At 70.1% G+C, this 23492-nt stretch carries 26 protein-coding genes; 12 read left to right on the plus strand and 14 right to left on the minus strand.

What is annotated here, in order from left to right; all coding sequences use genetic code 11:
- Nucleotides 1-118: 118 nt before the first annotated feature.
- Entirely contained in the window at nt 119-559 is a 441-nt protein-coding gene (locus ACQEU1_RS25190) for an Lrp/AsnC family transcriptional regulator (protein WP_211257779.1), read from the minus strand.
- Between the two features lie 106 nt (nt 560-665).
- On the opposite strand from ACQEU1_RS25190, the gene ACQEU1_RS25195 reads away from it, so the two are divergent.
- Together ACQEU1_RS25195 and kynU are read left to right on the plus strand one after the other, a co-directional pair.
- Nucleotides 666-1481, plus strand: a complete 816-nt coding sequence (locus ACQEU1_RS25195; protein WP_433206385.1) for a tryptophan 2,3-dioxygenase — start codon at nt 666-668, stop codon at nt 1479-1481.
- Nucleotides 1478-2578 carry a kynureninase gene (kynU, locus tag ACQEU1_RS25200; RefSeq protein WP_433206388.1) on the plus strand — a complete coding sequence of 367 codons (1101 nt, stop codon included), beginning with the start codon at nt 1478-1480 and terminating at the stop codon, nt 2576-2578. Before ACQEU1_RS25195 ends, kynU begins: the two co-directional genes overlap by 4 nt.
- Here the strand turns inward: kynU and ACQEU1_RS25205 are convergent.
- Nucleotides 2571-3299, minus strand: coding sequence for an oxidoreductase (locus tag ACQEU1_RS25205; protein WP_433206391.1), 729 nt, complete (start codon nt 3297-3299; stop codon nt 2571-2573). The two genes, kynU and ACQEU1_RS25205, sit on opposite strands and share 8 nt — an antisense overlap.
- Nucleotides 3300-3558: 259 nt before the next feature.
- Here ACQEU1_RS25205 and acs point away from each other — a divergent pair, with 259 nt between their 5' ends.
- From acs to ACQEU1_RS25225, 4 genes are all read left to right on the plus strand, one after another.
- On the plus strand, nt 3559-5541 hold the full coding sequence (gene acs / locus ACQEU1_RS25210; protein ID WP_433206394.1) for an acetate--CoA ligase: 1983 nt from the start codon (nt 3559-3561) through the stop codon (nt 5539-5541).
- A 124-nt stretch (nt 5542-5665) separates the two neighbouring features.
- A complete protein-coding gene (gene nhaA, locus ACQEU1_RS25215; RefSeq protein ID WP_433206397.1) occupies nt 5666-6823 on the plus strand; it encodes a Na+/H+ antiporter NhaA in 1158 nt (385 codons plus the stop codon).
- On the plus strand, nt 6820-7260 hold the full coding sequence (locus ACQEU1_RS25220; RefSeq protein ID WP_382443178.1) for a phage holin family protein: 441 nt from the start codon (nt 6820-6822) through the stop codon (nt 7258-7260). The genes nhaA and ACQEU1_RS25220 overlap by 4 nt, the downstream gene beginning before the upstream one ends.
- The gene (locus ACQEU1_RS25225) at nt 7257-8174 is read left to right on the plus strand and encodes an alpha/beta fold hydrolase (protein ID WP_433211742.1); all 918 of its coding nucleotides are present in this window, start codon (nt 7257-7259) and stop codon (nt 8172-8174) included. The genes ACQEU1_RS25220 and ACQEU1_RS25225 overlap by 4 nt, the downstream gene beginning before the upstream one ends.
- On the opposite strand, the gene ACQEU1_RS25230 is transcribed toward ACQEU1_RS25225, so the two are convergent.
- Nucleotides 8146-9630, minus strand: a complete 1485-nt coding sequence (locus tag ACQEU1_RS25230; RefSeq protein WP_433206401.1) for an FAD-dependent oxidoreductase — start codon at nt 9628-9630, stop codon at nt 8146-8148. The genes ACQEU1_RS25225 and ACQEU1_RS25230 overlap by 29 nt on opposite strands.
- A gap of 103 nt (nt 9631-9733) precedes the next feature.
- On the opposite strand from ACQEU1_RS25230, the gene ACQEU1_RS25235 reads away from it, so the two are divergent.
- Nucleotides 9734-10447: a TetR/AcrR family transcriptional regulator C-terminal domain-containing protein gene (locus ACQEU1_RS25235; RefSeq protein WP_433206404.1), complete on the plus strand. Its 714-nt coding sequence runs from the start codon at nt 9734-9736 to the stop codon at nt 10445-10447.
- Here ACQEU1_RS25235 and ACQEU1_RS25240 read toward each other — a convergent pair.
- The 4 genes from ACQEU1_RS25240 to nth are packed head-to-tail and all read right to left on the minus strand — an operon-like array spanning nt 10425 to nt 13548.
- Nucleotides 10425-11612 carry a MarP family serine protease gene (locus ACQEU1_RS25240; RefSeq protein ID WP_433206407.1) on the minus strand — a complete coding sequence of 396 codons (1188 nt, stop codon included), beginning with the start codon at nt 11610-11612 and terminating at the stop codon, nt 10425-10427. The two genes, ACQEU1_RS25235 and ACQEU1_RS25240, sit on opposite strands and share 23 nt — an antisense overlap.
- 15 nt (nt 11613-11627) lie before the next feature.
- The gene (locus ACQEU1_RS25245) at nt 11628-12287 is read right to left on the minus strand and encodes an NUDIX hydrolase (protein ID WP_382443182.1); all 660 of its coding nucleotides are present in this window, start codon (nt 12285-12287) and stop codon (nt 11628-11630) included.
- Nucleotides 12284-12844 (minus strand): TlpA family protein disulfide reductase, encoded by a 561-nt coding sequence (locus tag ACQEU1_RS25250; RefSeq protein WP_433206411.1) that lies wholly within the window; start codon nt 12842-12844, stop codon nt 12284-12286. Before ACQEU1_RS25250 ends, ACQEU1_RS25245 begins: the two co-directional genes overlap by 4 nt.
- Nucleotides 12841-13548 (minus strand): endonuclease III, encoded by a 708-nt coding sequence (gene nth, locus ACQEU1_RS25255; RefSeq protein ID WP_433211745.1) that lies wholly within the window; start codon nt 13546-13548, stop codon nt 12841-12843. The genes ACQEU1_RS25250 and nth overlap by 4 nt, the downstream gene beginning before the upstream one ends.
- A 136-nt stretch (nt 13549-13684) precedes the next feature.
- Here nth and ACQEU1_RS25260 point away from each other — a divergent pair, with 136 nt between their 5' ends.
- From ACQEU1_RS25260 to ACQEU1_RS25270, 3 genes are all read left to right on the plus strand, one after another.
- Complete coding sequence (locus ACQEU1_RS25260; protein ID WP_030477588.1) at nt 13685-13924, plus strand: hypothetical protein; 240 nt, start codon at nt 13685-13687, stop codon at nt 13922-13924.
- A gap of 259 nt (nt 13925-14183) precedes the next feature.
- Nucleotides 14184-14858, plus strand: coding sequence for a Crp/Fnr family transcriptional regulator (locus ACQEU1_RS25265; RefSeq protein ID WP_030477589.1), 675 nt, complete (start codon nt 14184-14186; stop codon nt 14856-14858).
- A gap of 572 nt (nt 14859-15430) precedes the next feature.
- On the plus strand, nt 15431-16678 hold the full coding sequence (locus tag ACQEU1_RS25270) for an MFS transporter (protein ID WP_433206416.1): 1248 nt from the start codon (nt 15431-15433) through the stop codon (nt 16676-16678).
- Nucleotides 16679-17027: 349 nt separating this feature from the next.
- On the opposite strand, the gene dnaN is transcribed toward ACQEU1_RS25270, so the two are convergent.
- The 3 genes from dnaN to ACQEU1_RS25285 are packed head-to-tail and all read right to left on the minus strand — an operon-like array spanning nt 17028 to nt 19446.
- A complete protein-coding gene (gene dnaN / locus ACQEU1_RS25275) occupies nt 17028-18119 on the minus strand; it encodes a DNA polymerase III subunit beta (RefSeq protein WP_433206419.1) in 1092 nt (363 codons plus the stop codon).
- Nucleotides 18120-18178: 59 nt separating this feature from the next.
- On the minus strand, nt 18179-19075 hold the full coding sequence (locus tag ACQEU1_RS25280; protein WP_433206422.1) for a Gfo/Idh/MocA family protein: 897 nt from the start codon (nt 19073-19075) through the stop codon (nt 18179-18181).
- Nucleotides 19076-19089: 14 nt separating this feature from the next.
- Complete coding sequence (locus tag ACQEU1_RS25285) at nt 19090-19446, minus strand: hypothetical protein (RefSeq protein ID WP_433206425.1); 357 nt, start codon at nt 19444-19446, stop codon at nt 19090-19092.
- 39 nt (nt 19447-19485) lie between these two features.
- Between ACQEU1_RS25285 and ACQEU1_RS25290 the strand changes: the two genes are divergently transcribed.
- Together ACQEU1_RS25290 and ACQEU1_RS25295 are read left to right on the plus strand one after the other, a co-directional pair.
- Nucleotides 19486-20280: an NUDIX hydrolase gene (locus ACQEU1_RS25290; RefSeq protein WP_433206428.1), complete on the plus strand. Its 795-nt coding sequence runs from the start codon at nt 19486-19488 to the stop codon at nt 20278-20280.
- On the plus strand, nt 20277-21086 hold the full coding sequence (locus ACQEU1_RS25295) for an MBL fold metallo-hydrolase (protein ID WP_433206431.1): 810 nt from the start codon (nt 20277-20279) through the stop codon (nt 21084-21086). The genes ACQEU1_RS25290 and ACQEU1_RS25295 overlap by 4 nt, the downstream gene beginning before the upstream one ends.
- Here the strand turns inward: ACQEU1_RS25295 and ACQEU1_RS25300 are convergent.
- The 4 genes from ACQEU1_RS25300 to ACQEU1_RS25315 are packed head-to-tail and all read right to left on the minus strand — an operon-like array spanning nt 21080 to nt 23424.
- On the minus strand, nt 21080-22201 hold the full coding sequence (locus ACQEU1_RS25300) for a hypothetical protein (RefSeq protein WP_433206434.1): 1122 nt from the start codon (nt 22199-22201) through the stop codon (nt 21080-21082). The genes ACQEU1_RS25295 and ACQEU1_RS25300 overlap by 7 nt on opposite strands.
- An 11-nt stretch (nt 22202-22212) precedes the next feature.
- Nucleotides 22213-22815, minus strand: coding sequence for a hypothetical protein (locus ACQEU1_RS25305; protein WP_433206437.1), 603 nt, complete (start codon nt 22813-22815; stop codon nt 22213-22215).
- A 1-nt stretch (nt 22816) separates the two neighbouring features.
- Entirely contained in the window at nt 22817-23272 is a 456-nt protein-coding gene (locus tag ACQEU1_RS25310) for a RidA family protein (protein WP_433206440.1), read from the minus strand.
- The gene (locus ACQEU1_RS25315; protein WP_086668176.1) at nt 23269-23424 is read right to left on the minus strand and encodes a DUF4177 domain-containing protein; all 156 of its coding nucleotides are present in this window, start codon (nt 23422-23424) and stop codon (nt 23269-23271) included. Before ACQEU1_RS25315 ends, ACQEU1_RS25310 begins: the two co-directional genes overlap by 4 nt.
- Nucleotides 23425-23492 lie beyond the last annotated feature (68 nt).

The raw sequence follows: 23492 nt of genomic DNA on the forward strand, positions 1-23492 counted from the left end.
GCCACCCCGCACTTCGACAGGACCCGCTGGACCACCCTCGCAACCGCAGCCCAACCAACAAAACGCAACCAACCCCGCTGGAACAGGAACCGGCCTGCGAAACCGGGCCACAGCAACCTCACCCAGGCAGAACGGGCCGCCACGGGATCGGCGTCGACAGCACCATCGCGCTGGACGTCTCCCCATGAGCCGCCAACCGAACGAGCAACCGTTCCAACTCCACGATCGAAGTCGTCACGACCTTGACCACCGAGCAGATGTCCCCGGTCAGCCGCACGACCTCGACCACCTCCGGCAGGTCGTCCAGCAACTCGGGGTGCACGGTGATGCACCGCGGCCCGTAGCACTTCATCCGCACCAACGCCACGACCGGACGCCCGACCACCGTGGGGTCGACGACGGCCCGGTACCCGGTGATGGCCCCCATGTTCTCCAGCCTCCGCACCCGCTGGGCCACGGTCGGCGGCGACACGTGGACGCGGCGCGCCAGCTCGTTGTACGACAGCCGCGCGTCTTCTTGGAGGGCCTCCAACAAGGCCTTGTCCACCTCGTCCAACATGACCACAAAGCTACAAGGCCAGGCACTTTACGTTCGGAAGAAGTTCGGGCCGAACGCCTTCAGACGCCCATTCAGGTGACGGCCCGAGCCAGCGACGATTGAGGGCATGAGCTGCCCCGTGTCCCCCAAGCTGGATTTCGGCGGCACCACGCCGTACGAGGACTACGTGCACGCGTCGGTGTTGCACACCCTTCAACAGCAGTGGTCCAAGGATCCCCGCGAGATGTCGTTCCTGGTCATCACGCAGGTGATGGAGCTGTACTTCGGCCTGCTCTGCTTCGAGTGGCGCCAGGCCCAGAGCGAACTGCGCAAGAACGACATCCGCGCCGCCGTCAGCACGCTGCGCAGGTCCGACCTGCACCTCCAAGCCCTGTCCGCGGCCTGGCGCCCGATCGCCAGGATGACCCCGACCGAGTTCAACTCGTTCCGCGACGCCCTGGGCGAGGGCTCCGGGTTCCAGTCCGGCATGTACCGCGAGATGGAGTTCCTGCTCGGCGAGAAGTCCGCCTCGATGCTCGTGCCGCACCGCGCCGTGCCGGCGATGCACGACCAGCTGGAGAAGTCCCTCAGCCTCCCCTCGCTCTACGACGACGTCCTCGCCGCGCTCAAGCGCAGGGGTTTCGAGATCCCCCAACAGATCCTCGACCGCGACCTGACCAAGGCCTACGAGCCGTCGCCCGAGGTCGAGCAGGTGTGGGCGGCGATCTACCGCGGCGACGACCGGGACCTGCTGGAGCTGGGTGAGGCGTTGACCGACATCGCCGAGGAGTTCGCGCGGTGGCGGTACGACCACCTGCTGGCCACGCGCAGGTCGATGGGGTCGAAGGTCGGCACGGGCGGGTCGGCTGGTGTTGCATGGCTGGAGAAGCGCACCCAGCGTGCGGTGTTCCCGGAACTGTGGACCGCGAGGAGCTACGTGTGAGGCGCGAGCTGTTCGACATCCCCGAGGGCGTCATCTACCTCGACGGCAACTCCCTCGGCGCACCACCGAAGCACGTCGCCGAGCGCATGCAGGAAGTGATCAGGCACCAGTGGGGCACGCGGCTGATCCGGTCGTGGAGCGAGGGCTGGTGGGAGACGCCGCAACGGGTCGGTGACCGCGTCGGCCGGCTGATCGGCGCGGCACCGGGGCAGGTCGTCGTCGGCGACTCCACGTCGGTCAACGTCTTCAAGGCGTTGATGGGCGCGACCGCGGGCACCACCCGCACCGAGATCGTGTGCGACGAGTCGACGTTCCCGACCGACGGCTACATCGCGCAGTCGGTGGCCGGACTCAGGAACCTGGAGCTCCGACAGGCAGATCCGTCCTCTTTGGACCTGACCGAGAACACCGCAGTGGTGCTGCTCAACCACGTCGACTACCGGACGGGCCGGTTGCACGACATGAAGGAGCTCACCGAGCAGGCGCACGCCGTTGGGGCGCAGGTGGTCTGGGACCTCTGCCACAGCGCGGGCGTCCTGCCGATCGAGCTCGACGCGCTGCGGGTCGACTACGCGGTCGGCTGCACCTACAAGTTCCTCAACGGCGGTCCGGGCGCGCCGGCGTTCATCTACGTCCCGCACCACCGGCAGGCGACCTTCGACAACCCGTTGTCGGGCTGGAACGGCCACAGCGAGCCGTTCGGCATGAAGCCGGCCTACGAACCGGACCCCGGCATCGCACGGGCCCGCGTCGGCACGCCGGACATCCTCTCGATGCTCGCCCTCGACGCCGCCCTGGACGTGTGGGACGACGTCGACCTCGCCGAACTGCGCGAACGCGGCCTCGCGCTGACGGCGTCGTTCCGCCAGCACGTCGAGAAGCTCACGTCCCTCGAGGTGATCACCCCGGACCAGCGCGGCAACCAGATCTCGGTTCGCTGCGAGAACGCCAGGAACGTCATGGACGAGCTGATCGGCCGCGGCGTCATCGGCGACCACCGGCCGCCCGACATCCTGAGGTTCGGCTTCGCCCCGCTCTACGTCACCGACGACGACGCGATCAGGGCGGCCGAGACGCTGGCGGAGATCGTCAACTAGCGAGAGCGGCGTCCGCGATGCTCCGGGCCTCGCGGGCGCCCGCCTCCAGCGACGAGCACACGAACAGGATCCACTCGCCCAGGCCTTCGAGGGTCCCGGACGCGAACGCCACCGAGGCCGCCTCGTACTCCGCCGAACGGCGCAGGCACGCCACCTCGGGCACGCCGAGGCCCTTGGGGTCGAGCCCGGTCGAGATCGACGTCATCCGCGCGGCCGCCCGCGCGACCACGCCGTTGGCGACGTCGAAGGGGGCGAGCCCGAGCAGTTCGCCGTGCACCACCGCGACGACGACGGGCGCCGGCACGGACGTTCCGCCGGTGACCAGCGAGCCGAGCATGTCGAGCCGGGCCGACACGTCCCCGGACACGCGCGGCCGTCCGACGTCGGTGGTCAGGTCGGCGGCGGCCAGCACGTGCAACCGCGCCAGCGCCTGCAACGGCGCGCGCTGCCACGTGGCCACCAGCCCGCCCAGCGCCTCGGCCACCCGCAACGACCCGGCGAGCACCGGGTCGGAGACCTCGCCGGACTCCGGGATCTCGGTCGGACCGCCCTCCAGGGCCGCCGACGCGCGGGCCGCGCGGACGGACGCCTCCGCCGCCGTCGTGGCCCAGCCGCGCAGGTTCACCCGATGGCGGTGCACCTGGAAGACGGCGTCCTTGGCGGCGTTCGCGGCGTCTGCCACGCCAGGCAAGGAAAGCAGCGGAGCGAGAGGATCGGTCACGGTCGCGCAGAGTACCTGACCAGGTGAAACGGGTGACCCAGCTCACGGAGAAGACCGTTGAGCGCGCAACTTCGCCCGTTCAACGCGCCACACGTGCCCGGACCAGACAAAACGGGTTACACAATGACAGCCGTGTAACCGACCTCCCCAGATTGGTCTGAACCTTTTTGGGGAGGAACCTGTTGGAAGTGAACTGGCTCGCACTACGGTCAGTACCCGCATCCCCAACCGGTCTGGACTTTCCAGGAGGTCTCGCACCATGACGCAGTCGCCAGGCCAGGGCAACGCTCTGGACAACCTGCTCACGGAGAGCAGGACGTTCCCGCCTTCCGACGAGTTCGCGGCACAGGCGAACGCACAGCCCGCGCTGTACGAGGAGGCGAAGGCCGACCGCGAGGCGTTCTGGGCGAAGCAGGCGGAGAGGCTGCACTGGGACACCAAGTGGGACCAGGTGCTCGACTGGTCGGGCGCGCCCTTCGCGAAGTGGTTCGTCGGCGGCAAGCTCAACGTCGCCTACAACTGCGTCGACCGCCACGTCGAGTCCGGCCACGGTGACCAGGTCGCGATCCACTGGGAGGGCGAGCCCGGCGACAGCCGCGCCATCACCTACGCCGAGCTGCAGCGCGAGGTCTCCAAGGCCGCGAACGCGTTGACGTCGCTGGGCATCGGTGCCGAGGACCGCGTCGCGATCTACATGCCGATGGTCCCCGAGGCGATCTTCGCGATGCTGGCCTGCGCCCGCGTCGGCGCGTTGCACAACGTCGTGTTCGGCGGCTTCTCCGCCGAGGCGCTGCGCACCCGCATCCAGGACTCCGAGTGCCGTCTCGTGATCACGACCGACGGCCAGTACCGCCGCGGCAACCCGGCTCCGCTCAAGCCCGCCGTGGACGAGGCCGTCGCGGACGCGCCGTCCGTCGAGAAGGTCATCGTCGTCAAGCGCACCGACACCGAGGTCGCGTGGACCGACAAGGACGTGTGGTGGCACGAGCTGGTGGACGGCCAGTCCGACCAGCACACCCCGCAGGCGTTCGACGCGGAGCACCCGCTCTTCATCCTCTACACCTCGGGCACGACGGGTAAGCCGAAGGGCATCCTGCACACGTCCGGTGGCTACCTGACGCAGGCGTCGTACACGCACAACTACGTGTTCGACCTCAAGCCGGACACCGACGTCTACTGGTGCACCGCGGACATCGGCTGGGTCACCGGCCACAGCTACATCGTCTACGGCCCGCTGTCGAACCGCGTGACGCAGGTCGTCTACGAAGGCACGCCGAACACCCCGCACGAGGGCCGGCACTGGGAGATCGTGCAGAAGTACGGCGTCTCGATCTACTACACGGCGCCGACGCTGATCCGCACCTTCATGAAGTGGGGCGCGGACATCCCGGCCAAGCACGACCTGAGCAGCCTGCGCGTGCTGGGTTCGGTCGGTGAGCCGATCAACCCCGAGGCGTGGATCTGGTACCGCGAGAACATCGGTGGCGGCTCCGCCCCGATCGTCGACACGTGGTGGCAGACCGAGACCGGCGCGATCATGATCTCGCCGCTGCCCGGCGTGGTGTCGACCAAGCCCGGTTCGGCGCAGCGCCCGCTGCCCGGCATCGGCGCGAAGGTCGTCAACGACGAGGGCGTCGAGGTCCCGCACGGCGGCGGTGGCTACCTGGTGCTGGACGAGCCGTGGCCGTCGATGCTGCGCGGCATCTGGGGCGACGAGGAGCGCTACCGCGACACGTACTGGTCGCGCTTCGGCGAGCAGGGCTTCTACTTCGCCGGTGACGGCGCGAAGTACGACAACGACGGCGACATCTGGCTGCTCGGCCGCGTCGACGACGTGATGAACGTGTCCGGTCACCGCATCTCGACCACCGAGGTCGAGTCGGCGCTCGTGTCGCACCCGACCGTGGCCGAGGCCGCCGTCGTGGGCGCGTCCGACGAGACGACGGGCCAGGGCATCGTGGCGTTCGTGATCCTGCGCGGTGGCGCGGGTGCGGACGCCGGTGGCGCCGAGGCGATCAAGGCGCTGCGCGACCACGTGGCCAAGGAGATCGGCCCGATCGCGAAGCCGCGGCAGATCATGGTCGTGCCGGAGCTGCCGAAGACGCGCTCGGGCAAGATCATGCGCCGCCTGCTGCGCGACGTCGCCGAGAACCGCACGGTCGGTGACGTCACGACGCTGGCCGACTCGTCGGTCATGGACCTGATCTCGGCGGGCCTGCAGTCGGGCAAGTCCGAGGACTGATCTGTCCTAAACGTGACGGGCGTCCTCACTTGAGGGCGCCCGTTCGCGTTAAGATCGCATCTAGGTGAGCCGGGAAGTCTGGTCGGCACGAGTATTCGTGTACCTCGACCGCCCCGGGAGCGCTGTGTCCAGCAAGATCGCCGACTTCGCCCGTTACCTCCGCACCGAGACCGTCGGTGGCACCGTGCTGCTCGGCGCCACGGCCGTCGCGTTGCTGTGGGCCAACTCCCCGCTCTCGTCCGCCTACTTCGGACTGCGGGACCTCCACCTGGGACCGTTGAGCGTCGGCGACTGGGCCAAGGACGGGCTGCTCGCGATCTTCTTCTTCGTCGCCGGTCTCGAGCTCAAACGCGAGCTCGTCGTCGGTGAGCTGTCGAACTTCAAGGCCGCGGTGCTGCCGATCATCGCGGCGATCGGCGGCATGATCGTGCCGGCGTTGATCGCGCTCGGCGTCGGCTGGGGCGAGCCGGGGATCGAGAAGGCCTGGGCGATCCCGGTCGCGACGGACATCGCGTTCGCGCTCGGCGTGCTGGCGCTGACGGCGTCCGGCCTGCCGTCGAGCCTGCGGGTGTTCCTGCTGTCGCTGGCCGTCGTGGACGACCTGGGGGCGATCGTCGTGATCGCGATCCTGTTCACCGCGAAGTTCAACCTGCTCGCGGCGGGCGCGGTCGTGCTGCTGCTGGCGCTCTACTGGTTCCTCCAGCACAGGAGGATCACCAGCCCGTGGCTCTACGTGCCGATCGCGCTCGCCACCTGGTGGTTCATGCACGAGTCGGGCATCCACGCCACGATCGCGGGCGTCGCGCTGGCGTTGCTGACGCGGGTGCGGCGCGACCCGTACGAGGCCGCGGCGCCCGCGGTGCGGCTGGAACACCGCCTGCAGCCGTTCTCGGCCGGGGTGGCGGTGCCGGTGTTCGCGCTGTTCGCGGCGGGTGTGCCGGTGGGCGCGGAGGCGTTCGGGAAGCTCTTCTCGGACAAGATCGCACTGGGCGTGATGGCCGGGCTGATCGTCGGCAAGGTGATCGGGATCGTCGGCGCGTCGGCGCTCGCCGTGTGGTTCAAGGCCGCCGTGTGGCCGTCCGGGGCGGGGCCGCGCGACATCGTGGCGGTGGCGACTTTGGGCGGCGTCGGGTTCACCGTCAGCCTGCTGATCGCGGATCTCTCACTTCAAACCCCGGAGACCGCGAAAGCCGCTGTGTTGCTCGCCTCGATGATCGCGTCGCTGCTCGCCGCGGTGTTGCTCATTCGTCGCAGCCGGGCACATGGCACCATGTCCGAGTGACCACCAGGGAGCACATCGCGTCGATTCCGCTGACCGCTGACGACCCCACCGCCGAGGCCTCGATCGGCGGCCTCGTCCGCGACGCGACCGCGCACGTGTCGACCTTGGTCAGAGCAGAGGTCGAGCTCGCCAAGGGTGAGCTCGTCGGCGAGCTCAAGAAGGGCGCCAAGGGCAGCGCGTTCCTCGTCGTAGCGCTCGCCGTCGTCTCGTTCAGCATGTTCTTCTTCTTCATGGCGCTGGGCTTCGGCTTCTCCGAGTGGTGGGGCTGGCCGCGCTGGGCGGGCTTCGGCCTCGTCTTCCTCGTGATGCTGCTGACCGCGGGTGCGATGGTCTGGCTCGGCATCCGGAAGCTGAAGAAGATCAAGGCGCCGGAGAAGTCGATCGCGGCCGCGAAGGACACCGTCGCGGCCCTCACGCGCAGGGGCGACGACAACTGAGCCGCAAACCCGACCCGTCCGTCGTGCGGGTCGCGGGTCCGTGGACGCACCGCGACGTGTCGGCGAACGGCATCCGCCTGCACGTCGCCGAGCTCGGCGAGGGACCCCTCGTGCTGCTCCTGCACGGGTTCCCCGAGTTCTGGTGGTCGTGGCGGCACCAGCTCACCGCGCTGGCCGAGGCCGGCTACCGCGCGGTGGCCGTCGACCTGCGCGGCTACGGCGACTCGGACAAACCCCCGCGCGGCTACGACGGCTTCACCCTCGCGGGTGACATCGCGGGCCTGGTCAAGGCGCTCGGCGCCCAACGCGCACACCTGGTGGGACACGCGTGGGGCGGCGCCACGGCCTGGACGGTCGGCGCCCTGCACCCGCGCCTGGTCTCCTCGGTCTCGGTGCTGTCCGCACCGCACCCGCTGGTGACGCGCAGGACGTTCCGCAGGCATCCGCGCACGAACTCGCACGTGCTGCGGTTCCAGCTGCCGGTCTACCCGGAACGCTGGCTGACCGGCGAGAACGGCCTGCAGGTCGCCAAGCTGATCTCGGCCTGGGCCGGCCCGAAGTGGCGGTCGGCGCCCGAGTTCGACGAGGTCATCCGCCGCTGCCGGCAGGCCATGACGGTGCCGGGCGTCGCCCACAGCGCGCTGGAGTACTACCGCTGGGCGGTGCGCTCTCAGCTGCGCAGCGACGGCCGCCGGTTCGCCGAGGCCGTCGACAAGCCGGTGCAGGTGCCGGTGCTGCAGATCCACGGCTCGGTGGACCCGATCGTGCCCGAGTCGGCCGCGCGCGACTCGCTGCCGTGGCTCGGGCCGGAATCGGAGTTCCGCTACCTGCCGGGCGTGGGGCACTTCCCGAACCAGGAGGCGTCCCACACCACGAGCAGGCTGATCACCGAGTTCCTGCAGAAACTGAGCTGAACGCCGCCTTCAGCGCGCCGGCCGGGTCGTCGGGCAGGTCGGTCGACCGCCAGGCGACGTAGCCGTCGGGCCTGACCAGCGCGGCGCCCTTTTCGGACAGTCCGAAGAGCTCCAGCTGCTCGATCCGTTCGTACCGCACGGCCAGGCTCGCGGTGGCCTCCTCCCACTGCGGGTGGTCGGCGACGAGCACCCAGTCCCGGCCGAAGGGGTCCACAGTGGACCTGCCGGGCTCGACCCAGGCGTGCGGGGCGCGCGTGCCCGGCTGGCCGTGCCACTGCTCGGGGAGCGCGGCGGGCGGCAGTTCTGGGCCCGCGCCGAGCACGGCCGACGAGCGGTAGAGCACGCCGTAGTGCATGGCGTTGTTGTCGTAGAGCGTCGCCTCGTCGGGTGCGCCGTCGCGGTTGTGGCCGTCGTTGCGGGCGAAGATCTGCTGGTGGCAGAGGGTGGCGACGGGCCGCCGTTCCTCGTCGTAGGTGTCCAGCAGGGACGGTCGCGACTCGCCGTTCAGGACCGCCGCGAGCTTCCACGCGAGGTTGTGGGCGTCCTCGATGCCGACGTTCGCCCCGAACCCGCCGCGGCTCGGCGGCAACGTGTGCGCGGCGTCGCCCGCGAGGAAGATCCGGCCCTCGGAGAACCTGTCGGCGACGGAGGCGGAGATCGTCCAGCGGCCCGTCGTGACGATCTCGATCGGAAGGTCGTCGCGGCCGATCGCCTGGGTGATCTTCTCCAGCAGTTCGGGCTCGGTGTACTCGCGGTCGTCGAGCATCAGCACCCAGCGGCCGTCGCCGTAGGTGGTCAGGAAGCCGACGCCCTCGACCGCGAACTGGCCGACGCCGTCCTTCAAGTACTCCTCCAGTGGCGCGCGGAACAGCACGCTGCGGGAGGTGTGCATGAAGCCGCGGCCGGTGCGGGTGATGCCGAGCTGTTCGCGGACCGGGCTGCGGTGGCCGTCCGCGGCGACCAGGTAGTCCGCGCGGATCTCGTACGGCTCGCCGTCGCCCTGCACCAGTGCCGTGACGCCGTCGTCGTCCTGCGCGAACTCCAGCATCCTGGTGCTCATCCGGATGTCCGCGCCGAGCTCGCGGGCCTTGTCGCGCAGCAGCGGTTCCATCCGGTCCTGCGCCACGCCGACGCCCGCGGCCGGCGAGTACTCGACGTCCGAGAGCTGGGCCGGAGGCGTCCAGAACGTCTCCTCGTAGCGCTCCCCGACCAGGCTCGCGCACCGCACCCGCCGGATGCCGAAGCCCTTCGCCATCCGGCTCGGCGGCAGCGCGCCCTCCAGGCCGACCGCCCGCAGCAACTCGCCGACGCGGCCGTTGAAACCGACCGCCCGCGGGTGCGGTGAGCTGCCCGGATGCTTCTCCACCAAGATCACGTCCACCCCGCGCCACGCCAGGAACAGCGCGGCCGACGTCCCCGCCAGCCCTCCCCCGACCACCAGCACCGAAGTCCTCATCGCGTCCTCCCCTTGCAGCCGATGAGACGATCCGCGTCGTCTCGCGATACGGCGTATCGCTCAATACACTGTATCGCGATGAGACGCTGTACTGTCCAGTCCGATGTCGAACGAACCCGTGTGGGACCGCCCTGAGCCGCCCGGCAAGCCGTCCCCGACCCCGCTGAGCAGGAACCTGATCGTGAGCGCCGCGATCGGGCTCGCCGACGAGGGCGGGCTCGACGAGGTGTCGTTCCGCAAGGTCGCGGCCGCTCTGAACGCCGGCCCGATGCGCCTGTACGGCTACGTCGAGACCAAGGACGAGCTGCTCGACCTGATGGTCGACGAGGTCTACGGCGAGATCGCGCTGCCCGAGCCCGGCGCACGGTGGCGCGACTCCCTGACCCGGATCGCCCACGGCCTCCGCGAGGCGGCCAGGAGGCACCCGTGGTTCATCGACCTGCTGGGCGGCAGGCCGCACCGGGGACCGAACTCGCTGGCGCACATCGAGGCGTCGCTCGCCACCCTCGACCGCAGGCCGGAGTTCCCCACCATCGACCACGTGCTCGGCGCGGTCAGCACGGTGATGGCGTTCGTGCACGGCGCCGTCCGCAGCGAGATCTCCGAACTGCGCGACGAGCAGGCCACCGGCCTGACCGAGGAGCAGTGGCAGGCCGCGTCCGGGCCGTACATGCAGAAGATGCTCGCGACCGGGCGGTTCCCGAGGCTCGCCAGGGTCATGTTCGACGCCGAGCACACGAACGCGGCGGCGTTCTTCGACACCGGCCTGACCTACGTGCTCAACGGCATCGAGGCTACGACGCGCAACCCTGGGTAGAGGCCCTCCTGGTCAGCGTCGGCGCCTTCTGCACCATCGACTGCACCTGCTGGGCCGTGAGCACGAAGCCCGTCTCCGGGTCGTCCACCGCGGCACCGAAGACCACGCCCATCACGCGCCCGTTCGGGTCGACCAGCGGGCCACCGGAGTTGCCCGAGCGGACCTCCGCACGCACCGTGTAGACGTCACGGGTGACCGTTTGGGCGTCGTAGATGTCCGGGCCGCGCAGCAGCGGGATCCGCTCGCGGACGCGGGCGGGAGACGACTTGTACGGGCCGTCGAGGGGGTAGCCGAGCACGATGCCGTCCTCGCCCGGCTGCACCTCGTCGCTGCGGAACTGCAGCGGTGTGGCCTCCAGGTCCGGCACCGCGAGCACGGCGATGTCGGTGCGCGGGTCGTAGGAGACGACCGTCGCGTCGAACTGGCCGCGGCCGACCTCGACCGTCACCTCGTTCGTGCCGGCGACGACGTGGGCGTTCGTCATGACCCGTTCGGGCGCGATGACGAACCCGGTGCCTTCCAGCGCACGGGAGCACGACGGCGCACGGCCGCGGACCTTGAGCACGCTCGCTTGGAGCCGCTTCGCGACCGGGGAGTCGGCCAGCTGGCTGTTCGGCGGCTCGACCTCCTTGAGCGGCGTGCGGTTGAACGGGTCCATCGCCTGCGGGAAGCCCGAGACGTCGAAGAGCTTCTGCAGGTCGTTCGACAGCACCCTGGCGGCCTGCGGCATGGTCTCGTCGACCTTGCCGAGGATCACCGACTGCTTGAGCGACGACGTGAGGTCCGGCAGGCCGACGACCGAGGTCAGCGGCAGCGCGATCATCCACGCCACGATGAAGACGACGAAGCCCTGCACGATCGCGCCCAGGGCGTTGTCCGCGCCCTTCAACGGCGACGCGTTGACCCTCGCCTTGATCGTCCGCCCGATGTAGACGCCGATGGTCTCGCCGAGCGCCACGAGCAGCACGACGATGCCGACCGCGAACACGACCTTGGTGACGACGTTCTCGAACTGGGACACCAGCAGCGGTGCGATCTGCGTGCCCAGGATCAGGCCGACGAGCACACCGACGAACGCGGGCAGCGCGACGACCATGCCTTGCCTGGCCCCGGACACCGCGGCGATCGCGGCAAGGCCCAGCACGAGCAGGTCAACCCAGTTCAACCCGAAACCTCCGCCTCACTGTGTAGCGCGCAACGCTAGTTCAAGGTCACGCACATCGGTCGCGTCCCACGGCTGTTCCCAGCCGCCGAGTGCGATCAGGCCGTTGATCAACCCCGCGGTGAAACCCCACACCAGCATGCCCGGCGCGGAGAATGCCGCCGCGACGTAGCCCGAGGGGTGACGCACGCGGAACCTGTTGGCGGGGTCCGCGAGATGCGCCACGGGCACACGCGCGACAGCGGCGGTCTCCGCCGGATCGACCGGTGCGACGGGGCTCGGCTGTTCCCAGTAGGCGAGCACGGGCGTGACCACGAACCCCGACACCGGCACGTACAGCTCCGGCAGCAAAGCCAGTGGTCTCACTCCTGACTCAAGTACACCGGTCTCCTCGTAAGCCTCGCGTAATGCCGTGCCCACCGGCCCGTCGTCCGTGTCGTCCTGCGCTCCGCCGGGGAACGCCACCTGACCCGGATGCGAGCCGAGCGTGTCCGCCCTGCGCAGCAGCAGCACGTCCGGCCCGTGGTCCTCGGACTCGCCGAACAGCATCAGCACGGCCGCCTTGCGGTAGGCCCGCTGCGAGGTGCGCGGGTCCCGCATGAACGTTCGTGCGTCGATCTCCTCGGTAGCTTTGGCCAGGCGCCGCATCCAGTCGGGTGGCTCTGCCGCCTCCGTCATCGAACCGCCTTCTCCACCTGGTCCGGAGCGGTGAAGTACGGCGGATCGGTGATCTGCCGGACTTGACCGTCCGCTGATACGTAATACGTGGCGGGGAGCGACTTCGGCGCCTTGACCTTCCTGCGCAGCTCGTCGGCCTCGTCGTGGACGGACGGCAGCCGCACGCCCAGCCGGGCGAGCAGCTCCAGGCCGTCCGCCTCCCTGCTCTCCACAAGAACTGGGACGACCGGCACGGCACCTGGTTGCTTCGCGTAGGAATCCAGCACGGGCAGCTCCTCCTGGCACGGCTGGCACCAGGTCGCCCAGAAGTTGATCAGGAGCGGGCCCCTGAGCGCGAGGGCCGTCCGGGTGCCGTCACCGAGGCACGTCACACCGACGCCGTCCTGCGCGCCGGGCACGCACGGCCGCAGCTGGGCCTGCCCGCGCAACGCGGCGACGTCCTGCGCCGGGCGGGACGGCGTGGGCGGCGCCGGTGACTCGTCACGCGGCCACAGCGCGACCACGCCCGCCACGCCGAGGACGAGCACGACGACGAGCCAGCGCGTGCGGTTGTTCACGCTCCCAGCTTCTCACCCGCCCGCACCCGCTCGGCGAGCTCGATCAGGTGTGGTTTCTCATCGCCCTTGACGAGCTTCGCGGCCTTGTCCGGGTCTTCAGGGCCGAGGCCGTACGACGGGCAGTCCTTCATCAGCAGACAGGCGCCGCACGCAGGCGTTTTGGCGTGGCAGACGCGGCGGCCGTGGAAGACGATCCAGTGCGACGCCATGGTCCAGTCGCGCTTCTCGACCAGCTCGCCGATGGCGTGCTCGACCTTGACGGCGTCCTCGAGGTCGGTCCAGCCCCAGCGGCGCACGAGCCGGCCGAAGTGGGTGTCGACTGTGAGCCCGGGCACATCGAACGCGTTGCCGAGAACCACGTTGGCCGTCTTGCGTCCTACACCTGGGAGCTTGACCAGCTCCTCCATGTTTCCCGGCACCACACCGTCGTGCTGCTCCACGAGAGCGGCACCGAGACCGAGCAGAGACGTCGCCTTGTTCCGGAAGAAACCGGTGGGGCGGAGCATCTCTTCGAGTTCCGTCCGATCGGCACCGGCGTAGTCGGCGGCCGTCGGGTACTTCTTGAAGAGCGCGGGAGTGACCTCGTTGACCTTCTTGTCGGTGCACTGCGCGGAGAGGATGACCGCCACGACCAGTTCGAGCGGCGTGGTGAAGTCCAGCTCGCAGTGCGCGTCGGGGTAGCCCTCGGCCAGCACGCGCACCATCCGGCGGGCCCTGCGCGTCAGGCCTAGCTTGGTTTCCGGCTTCTTGGTAGCGGGCACTGATCCAGAGTAGTCAACACGCCGGAACCGACCCCTAGATCCGCACTCGAATCCCTCATGCGCCACACTTCGGAGCATCATGACTGCCTGGCTTGTGATCGTCGTTCCGATCGTGATCATGTTCTTCGCGCTCTTCATGGAGCGGGTTGAAGCGAAGCTCCGGCACGTTGCCGTGCAGGAGAACGAGGTCGAGGAGTTCCTGGAGTCCGCCAGGCCCGAAGAGGTCAAGGCGCTCTACGGACACGGCATCGGTCGCGCACTCGACATGTTCCGCCTGCGTCGCCGTGGCCGCGGGGGTGCGCGCAAGCGCGTCCGCTAGGTCTCCGGCAGGGTCGTGACCGTCGCGATTCGGACATATGCGCCGGTCACCGATGGCCCCGTGCTGACCACCACCCGAATGGCGTAGACTGATTCGTTGGGCTCTGGATCGAGTCAGTCGCGTTGTTCCTACTAAGACGGCGAGCCGACCGGCGATCCACAAGAGAGCCCTTAGACTGCAACGCAGTGATCGGCGGCACGGCGCTGACTCCACCAAAGATGGTGGTAGGCGTGCCGTCGCGTCGATTAGGAGGGACGAGGTGGACGAGACCCTGGCGCGAGCGGGCATCTTCCAAGGTGTTGACCCGGCGGCCGCAGAGGCGCTGGCGACGACCCTGGAGACGGTGGAGTTCCCGCGTGGCCACGTGATCTTCGCGGAGGGTGAGCCGGGCGATCGCCTGTACATCATCCAGTCCGGCAAGGTGAAGATCGGCCGCAAGTCGCCGGACGGCCGCGAGAATCTGTTGGGGATCTTCGGGCCCTCCGACATGTTCGGCGAACTGTCCATTTTCGATCCCGGCCCCCGCACGTCGACCGCGACGACGGTGACCGAGGTGCGCGCGGTGTCCATGGACCGCCCCGCGCTCCGTCAGTGGATCACCAACCGGCCGGAGATCGCGGAGCAGCTGCTCCGGGCGCTCGCCCGCAGGCTGCGCCGGACGAACTCGATGCTGGCCGACCTGATCTTCACGGACGTGCCCGGCCGCGTCGCCAAGGCGTTGTTGCAGCTCGCACAGCGCTTCGGCTCGCAGGAGGCCGGCCTGCTCCGCGTCACGCACGACCTGACGCAGGAGGAGATCGCCCAGTTCGTGGGCGCGTCCCGCGAGACCGTGAACAAGGCCCTGGCCGACTTCGCGCACCGCGGCTGGCTGCGGCTCGAAGGCAAGAGCGTGCTGATCCTGGACCCGGAGCGCCTCGCGCGCCGCGCCCGCTAGTCAGCAGACGAAGCACCGAAAGCGGTGAGGCCCCGGCAACCAACAGCCGGGGCCTCACCGCTTTCAGGAATCGGCAGGCACGAACGACCTCCAACGAGCGGTGTCGCGGCCCGGCTTACCTCGAGTCGCGAGTTCGCGCTGGTCGTCCGTTCGCCTCTTCGTCTCGATTCGACGAAGTCCAATCGGGGCGAAGCGGCGGGCGGACGACCAGCTCCTCGGCGAACGAGCCGGAGTCTGCGAAGCAGCGACCAAATCCAAAGGACCGGGCGCCACCCCCGACGTGGCGCACCGGTCCTTTGTGTTGCACGGCCCATCCCCCGACGAACCGTGCCTTCCATCCCTCTGGCGCGTAGGCCCCGACCCTCAAGCCAGAGGTTGGTCTCGGTGGATGAGTCAACTTTCGCATGTCTCCACCCCGACCGCTCAAGCCCTTTCACCCTCAAGGACCTCGTCCGAGGCCTATTCGTTGCATGTTTCACCCGGTCATCCCATTCCCGTGACCCAATCGCAACCTTCGTGACCCTGCGCACCCGATCTGGTACATCCGTACCAGGTTTGGCATACTGGTACACATGTCCCACTCTGCTCGCCTGTCCGACTACCGTGCTGCTCTGACGACCCCCGGCATGCGCGGCCCGGTGGTCGCGTCTCTGCTCGCCCGCCTGCCCATCGCGATGGTCGGGCTCTCGCTGCTGCTCTACGTGGAGCGCGCGACGGGGTCGTTCGCGGTCGCCGGCATGGTCTCGGCGGCGGCACTGGTGGGCGTGGCGCTCGGGTCCGTGGTGCAGGGCCGCCTGATGGACCGCTTCGGCCCGACCCGCCCGCTGTTGTGGGTGACCGGGCTGTTCGCCGCGTTCGTGGCGGTCTCGGTGCTGGCCGTCGAGGCGGGCGCGACGGTGTTCGTGCTGGTGCCGCTGGCACTGGGCGTCGGCGCGACCGAACCGATGGTGGGCTCCGCCTCCCGTGCGCTGTGGGAGCGCATGGTGCCGGCGGGCCCGACGCGGATGGCTGGCTACGCCTACGAGGCGATCTCGATGGAGGTCTTCTTCATCCTCGGCCCCGGTCTCGCCGGACTGCTGCTGGCCGCGCCGTGGGCGGGCACCGGTGTGGTCGTCGGCGGCGTGCTGATGGTGATCGGCGCGCTGTGGTTCGCGTTCAACCCGGTGGTCCGCGCCTGGGGCCCGGTGGAGCAGGCCCCGCGCCCGTTGCTCGGCGCGTTCGCCTACCCCGGCATGCGCACGGTGGCGTTGGCGGCACTGGGTTTCGGTGTGACGATCGGCTTCGTCGAGGTGGCGGTGCCGGCGTTCGCGAAGGCCGCGGGCCACGCCTCGATGGGCGGCCTGATGCTGTCGCTGTGGTCGATCAGCTCGGTGATCTTCGGCGTGCTCTACGGCATGCGCCCGTGGCCGCGCCCGATGCACCTGCGCCTGCCGGTGCTGCTGGGCGGCTTCGCGCTGCTGGCGTTCCTGCTGGCCGTCCCGGTCACGCTGGTGGGCCTCGCGGTGGCGCTGTTCCTGGTGGGCACGCTGATCACGCCGCAGTCGACCGCGCACTCCGCGGCGATCGAGCAGGTCACGCCCAACGGCATGGCCGCGGAGGCGTTCGGCTGGGTGATCACCTCGGTGACCGTCGGCCTCGCCATCGGGCAGGGCCTGTCCGGGCAGCTGATCGAGCACTTCGGCACGCGGCCGGCGTTCGTCGCCTCCGGGGTGGCGGGCTTGCTGATCGCGGCCGCGGTGTGGCTGCTGCGCGGGACGGTGCGGCGCGGGGTGCCGGCCGAGGTGCCGGCGCGGTCCGAGATGGAGCTCGCTTCGCGCTGACGGCAGCCGACTCGCCTCGCGGGCGGCAAGCGCCACGCGGGAGGCAGCTAGGCCATGCCTCGCGTGCGGCAAGCGCCGTAGGTGGGCCATGCCTCGCATTGGAGGAAGCTCGCCTCGCGCTGACGGTGGCAGGCGCGCGCCGCGGAAAGCTCGCCCCTCGCGGAGAACTCGCCTCGCACTGACGGTGGCAGGCTCGCGTCGCGGAAGGCTCGCCCCCGGCGAAGAACTCGCCTCGCACCTGACAGTGGCAGCCTCGCGTCGCGGAAAGCTCGCCCCTCGCGGAGAACTCGCCTTGCGTTGACGCTGCTGTGGAGGGCCGGTCCGGTTTCGGGCCGGCCCTTCCGCGTCGTCAGGCCACCGAGCGCATCGGCACGACGAGGTACGTGAGCTCCACGCCGTCCTCGCCGGGCTCCGAGGTCAGCACGGTCGAGCGGAGGCCGTCCTGGATCTTCAGCTCGATCCGGCGGCCGGCGAACGCCTTCAGCGCGTCCGCGAGGTAGCGGGCCTGGAACGTCTTCGTCAGGTGGTCGCCCTCGACCGTGGCCTTGACGAACTCCTCGGACTCGCCCTGCTGCGGGTCGTTGCCCTTGACCCTGACCTCCGAGTCCTCGACCTGGATGGTCACGGCCTGGTGGGGTCCGCCGTAGGGCGTGGCTCGGCGGACGGCGCGCGCCAGCGCGTCGGCGTCCACGAGCACCGTGCTGTCGATGACTGCCTCCAGGAGTCGGCGCGCGCGGTCGTCCGGGAACGGAGCGGCCAGGAGCGCGGTGGAGATCGAGTTGTGTCCCCAGGCAAGACCGAGCCGGTCTTCGTTCGCGTGCAGGGCGACACGGCCGTGGGCCTGCCGGGCTGCTTCGACGATCGCCTTCGCAGGTACCAACAGGTCGAGTCGACCTTCTTGTTCCCACGGCACCGTGCCATGGGCCATCCGGTAGCGGTCCGTGGCCAGGAAGTGCAACCTGCCCGCGTCCGACCAGACCCGGATGCCGGTGAAGATGGGCAACGCGTCGTCCCGGCTGGCCGCGCCCGCCACGGCCGCGATGATCTTCAGCTTATCGGCGTCGACGTGACCCGCGAGCACCGGTAGCTCCGGCACACCGGGATGGTGATCAAGATCAAGCAGCGGGATGGCGAACCTCGACGCCGGCGTGCGGACGGCCAGGCGCCGCCCCTCGACCTTCAGGCGCACCTGCGGGTCGTCGAGAGCCTGCAGGGTCGCGGCCAGCGGTTTCGCCGGAACCAGGACCTCGCCCTCGGTGTGAATCGTGGCGTCGACGGTCAGGCGCACGCCGTGTTCCTGGTCGCTGCCCGCGACCTCCACGTCGGTGGTCGCGCGGAGGCGCAGGCCGGCGAGCACCGGGTCCAGCACGCGGGTGGGCAGCAGCCGCGCCACCTCGGCGGCGGCCGCGGCCAACGTGCTCGTCGTGGCGGTGAGGTCCATGGTTCTGGACGCTAGCGGGCACCCCTGACAATTTTGGGCCTGCTGCTCGTGCGGGTGGCTCAGGCGGTGCTTTCCGCCTTGCGGCGGGCCTGGTCGATGACGCGTTGCAGGTGCAGGCCGCGCCGCACGTCGCACTCGTGCGTGACGGTGCCGCTGTGCACCATGGCCACGAAGTCGTCGAGCAGGTTCGTGAAGCACTCCGCAGCAGGGGTGTCGCGGTTGGTCAGCGTGCGGTGGCCGTTCTCGCCGAAGACGGTGAAGTCCGCGAAGGGCGGCTGCACCGGCAGGGAGAGGCACAGTGAGACGGTGCTGGTGGCGCCGCCTTCGTGCTGGAGGATCAGCTGCCACAGGCCCGTGCCGGTCACGTTGGCGGCGAGCACGTCGGTGATCTCGCCCAGGGCCGCGTCCAGCAGGTCGAAGGCGTGCGGGCCCACGTCGTCCAGCGCGCCCTTGTCGTGGCGCCACGGGGAGTCGGAGAACGGGCCGGACAGCAGGGCGCCGGAGATCCAGCGGCTGTCGGCTCCGGTCCAGCCGCCGGTGCGGTGGAGCTGCGCGAGCATCTCCTTGGTCTCCGGGGCGTAGCGGCGGGTCAGCACCACCAGGGACGCGACGCCCGCCTCCTCGACCGCGGCGACCAGGGCCTCGGCTTCCTCGACCGAGGAGGCGATCGGCTTCTCCAGGATCAGGTGCTTGCCGGCTCGTGCGGCCTCCAGCGCCATCGGGCCCTGCACGCCCGGTGGCACGCAGAACGCCACGGCGTCCACAGTGGACAGCATCGCGCCGTAGTCCTCGAAGGCCTCCGCGCCGTGCGAAGACGCCAGGGAGGCGGCGGCTTCCGGGCGGCGGGCCCAGACTCCGGTCAGGGTGGTGCCGGGGTGGTTCGCGATGCCGGGGGCGTGGATCATCTCCGCCCACGGTCCGGCGCCGACAAGTCCTACGCGCAGCTGTTCGTCCACTCGCCCATCCTGCCTCAGGAGTAACTGGCCTTGGGGACGAAGATCTCCCCGCCGTTGCCGAACTTCAGGCGCATGCCGTCGGACGAGGACTCGCGCCGCGGGTCGTGGTCCCACCCGTTGGGCACCGTCACGACGTGGCCGTGGTCCGGTGACGGGCCGAGCCAGATCTCGTAGTAGGTGCCGCCGACGAGCCGTGAGACCTCTTTGACGTACACGCCCGGTGCGTCGGAAGTCGGATCAACGCTGATCACGGTCGTGCGGTCGGGCACGAACATCACCACGCCCGCCACCGCGGTCAGGCCGGTGGCCAGCACCGCGCCCAGCAGGAACAGCAGCACCTGCACCAGACAACCGGAGACCTTCGTCGCCATCACACCATCCTCGGGTTAGCGCGGTCGTACGCTCGGAGGATGCCCGACGACATGACCTTGCCGGGAAACCTGGTACCCACAACGCCCGCCGCCGAACCCGCCACCCCCAGGGACGCGGTCACCGTCGTGCTGCTGCGCGACGGCGCCGAGGGCCTGGAGGCCTTCCTGTTGCGCCGCGTGAAGGGCATGGCGTTCGCGGGCGGCATGAGCGTCTTCCCCGGTGGCGGGGTCGACCGGCGCGACGCCGACACGTCCGTCGCGTGGACAGGGCCGGAGCCGAAGTGGTGGGCCGACGTGTTCAACGTCGACGAGGGCACCGCCAGGGCGTTCGTGTGCGCGGCCGTGCGCGAGACGTTCGAGGAGTCGGGCGTGCTGCTCGCGGGCCCGGACGCCACCTCGGTCGTCGCCGACACGAGCCGGTACGCCGGGGCGCGGCAGCAGCTGGTCGACCGGGAGCTCTCGCTCGCCCAGTTCCTCAGCCAGAACAACCTCGTCCTGCGCGCGGACCTGTTGCGGCCGTGGGCAAACTGGGTCACCCCGGAGGACGAACCGCGGCGCTACGACACGAGGTTCTTCGTCGCCGCGCTGCCGCAGGGCCAGAACGCGGACGGTGAGACCACCGAGGCGTCGGACGCGGCCTGGCAGACGCCCGGGAAAGCCGTCCAGGACGCCCAGGAGGGCCGGAGGATGCTCATGCCGCCCACCTGGCGCACGCTCGACGAGGTGGGCGCGCTCGGCAGCGTCGGCGCGGTCATGGCCGAGGAGCGCAGCGTCGAGAAGATCATCCCCAAGCTGATTCGCGACGGCGACGTCATCCGGGTGGTGTTCCAGTGAGCGGCTCCCCGCTGCTCGGCGCCCGCGCCGAGCACCCGCGCTACGGCGAGCTGCGCCAGGTCACCGAGCACGCCGCCGTGCTGCTCGCCGACAACCCGTCGCCGATGACGCTGGACGGCACCAACACGTGGCTGCTCAAGGCCCCGGACGCGACCTCGTACGTCGTGGTCGACCCCGGCCCGCTCGACGAGGCCCACCTCGAACGCGTCGCGGCGGCGGGCCCGGTCTCGGAGGTCCTGCTGACGCACGGCCACCCGGACCACTCCGAAGGCGCGAAACGGTTCGGAGAACTCGTCAACGCGCCGGTGCGCGCGCTCGACCCGACGTTCACCTACGGCTCGGAAGGCCTCAAGAACGGTGACGTGATCACCAGCTCGGGCCTGGAGCTCAGGGTCCTCGGCACGCCCGGCCACACCAGCGACTCGCTGTGCTTCGTGATCGACGGCGAGGCCGTGCTGACCGGCGACACGCTCCTGGGCCGCGGCACGACGATCGTCGCCCACCCGGACGGCAAGCTCGGCGACTACTTCGAGTCCCTCACGCTGCTGGCCGAACTGCCCGAGAACACCGCGGTGCTCCCCGGCCACGGCCCTGAGCTCGCGGACGCCGGCGAGGCCGCGCGGATGTACCTGGCCCACCGCACCCAACGCCTGGAGCAGGTCCGCCAGGCCGTCGAACGGCTCGGCGGCGCCCCGACCCCGCGGCAGGTCGTCGAGGTCGTCTACGCGGACGTGGACAGGGTGCTGTGGCCCGCCGCCGAGTGGTCGGTGCGGGCCCAGCTGGAGTACCTGAGGAGCGCCTACTGAGGCTGGTGGCCGTTGTTGGCCCCGAACGCCGACTGGCGCGTCGAGGACCTGTCGATCTGCCACCGGCCGCTGTCGGGGCCCTGCGGCCCTGACTGCTCCCGCTGCGCCAGCTCCTCGTGCAGCTGCTGCAGCAGGGCTCGTTCGCGCTCGCTGAGGTTCGCGTCCACCGAGGAGGGCTCGGCGGGCTCGGCGAGCGCGGCCTGCAGTGCCGCGAGCTCGTCGGCCTTGAGCTCGGTGGTCACCTCGGCCCTGTTGATCGGAACGGGCTCGGGAAGCGTCTCGATCTCGGGCTCCTTGGAGGCCATCGGGATGCGCTTCACGGGCTTCGGCGGGAAGGGTTGCGAGCCCTCCAGGGCCGGGGTGGAACGTGTGCGTCGTGAGCCGGTCTCTTCCCGTTGCTCCGGCGCCGGTGTCGGCTCGGCCACCGGCGCCGGAGCGGGAAGCTCCTCGACCGGCTGGTCGAACCACGCTTGCTGTTGCTGCGCCACGTGGTCGGCCATCGGGGCTGGTGCCCCGGAGATCGGTATCGCACGCGACGACGTGACCGCGGCCGCGTGGTAGTCGCTGAGCTGCACACCGGTCGTCAGGACCTCGACGGCCGCGCGCACGCCCGCCTTGCGCAGCACGGCGTCGACCCGGTACGCGGTCGCGGGCGGGAAGCCCTGCGGACCGACGTCCACGAGCACGACGCGCTGCGGCAGCGGGCCCGGCGTCGACCCGGTCGGCGACGAACGCCAGACGCACCGCACGGAGCGGATGTCGGGCAGCACCGAGACCGCGCGGATCAGGTGACCGGCGATGTCCGAGGCCGGGTCGGTCTCGGAGGTGAAGCGGTGGCGCAGGAACGGCAGCATCTCGACCACCGGCAGGCGGTCGGTCAGCGACGCGTCCGAGCGGACCTCGTGGAGGATCCACGTGATCGCCGCGCGCTCGTCGGGCAGCACCGGGATGGCGCCCGCGAGGAGCGTCCCGAGGAGCATCTCGATCGAGCGGTCCAGTTCTCCGACCGCGAGGAACTCGCGGGCCTGCGACAGGGCGTCGTCGTCCACGCGCCCGGCCATCGACAGCAGGAGATCGTGGAGACGGACCGGCAGGCCGACACCGTCGTTCGTCACGTCAGCTCTCCTTAGCTGAGCACGAGGTGCTCATCGGACTCGGCGCCGGCGCACACCAGCTCCGATGCCGCCAGCGCCGCCCGGTGGTAGGGCGGCAGGTCCAGGCCGGACGGCACGACCTCGACGCACGGGTCGTGTTCGCCCAGCGCCCGCAGCACGCGCTGCAACTCGCCGGTCAGCCGGGCGTGGCCGGTCGTGGCCGCCACCAGCAGGACGCGGTTGATCCCGTCAGGACCGATGCGCCAGCAGGAGCGGACCTCGCCGACCCCGTTCCGGCCACGGAGGGTGGCACCGAGAACGACGGACGCGGAATCTCCCATCGGCACCCGATCGGGTGATTCCGGGGAAAAGGTGTAGTCGGTGGGCGGCAGTTCGTCCAGTCCTTTGACCGAACTGAGGGAACCGGGATCCGCCCCGTAGGGCACCAGCGCGTCCTGCAAAAGGCGCAGTTCGTGATCGGTCAGAGGGATGCGTCCGTGCAGCAGCGTGCGCGGTAACGACCGCGCGAGCACCGCGTACGCGTCCGACGAGGCCCAGTCCCGGTACCGCCACAGCAGGTCGTCCGGGATGCGCCCGGCCAGCCTGAAGAGCAGCTCGTGGCACGTGTCCGACATGTCACACCTCGACGATCAGTTCGATCTCCACTGGAGCGCCGATCGGCAGCTCTGCGACCCCCACGGCCGACCGGGCGTGCTTGCCCGCGTCTCCGAAGATCTCGCCGAGCAGCTCGGAGGCACCGTTCACGACACCCGGCTGCCCCGTGAAGCCCTCGGCGGAGGCCACGAACCCGACAACTTTCACGACTCGCTTGATCGAGTCAATCCCCACGAGCGCGTGCACGGCCGCGAGGGCGTTGAGGATGCACGTCGCGGCGTACTGCTTCGCCTCCTCCGGGGACACCTCGGCGCCGACCTTGCCGGTGGCGGGCAGCTGGCCGTCGACGAACGGCAGCTGGCCGGAGGTGAACACCCACGGGCCGCTCTGCGTGGCCGGGACGTAGGCGGCGAGCGGGGCGGCGACGCCCGGCAGCTCGATGCCGAGTTCCTTCAGGCGGGAGGACCAGTCGCTCATGCCTTCACCCGCTTCAGGTACGCGACGTGCTGCTCACCGGTCGGGTTGGTCAGCACGGTGACCAGCTCCCAGCCGTCCTCGCCCCACTGGTCGAGGATCTGCTTCGTGGCGTGGATCAACAACGGCACGGTCGCGTACTCCCACTTCGTCATGCGCGGAGCCTAACTTGCCACCCGGCCGGCGCCTGCGCGGTTCTCGTCGTTGGAGCTACCTTGATCAC

Source organism: Lentzea sp. CA-135723, from assembly GCF_050936595.1.
Lineage (GTDB): Bacteria > Actinomycetota > Actinomycetes > Mycobacteriales > Pseudonocardiaceae > Lentzea.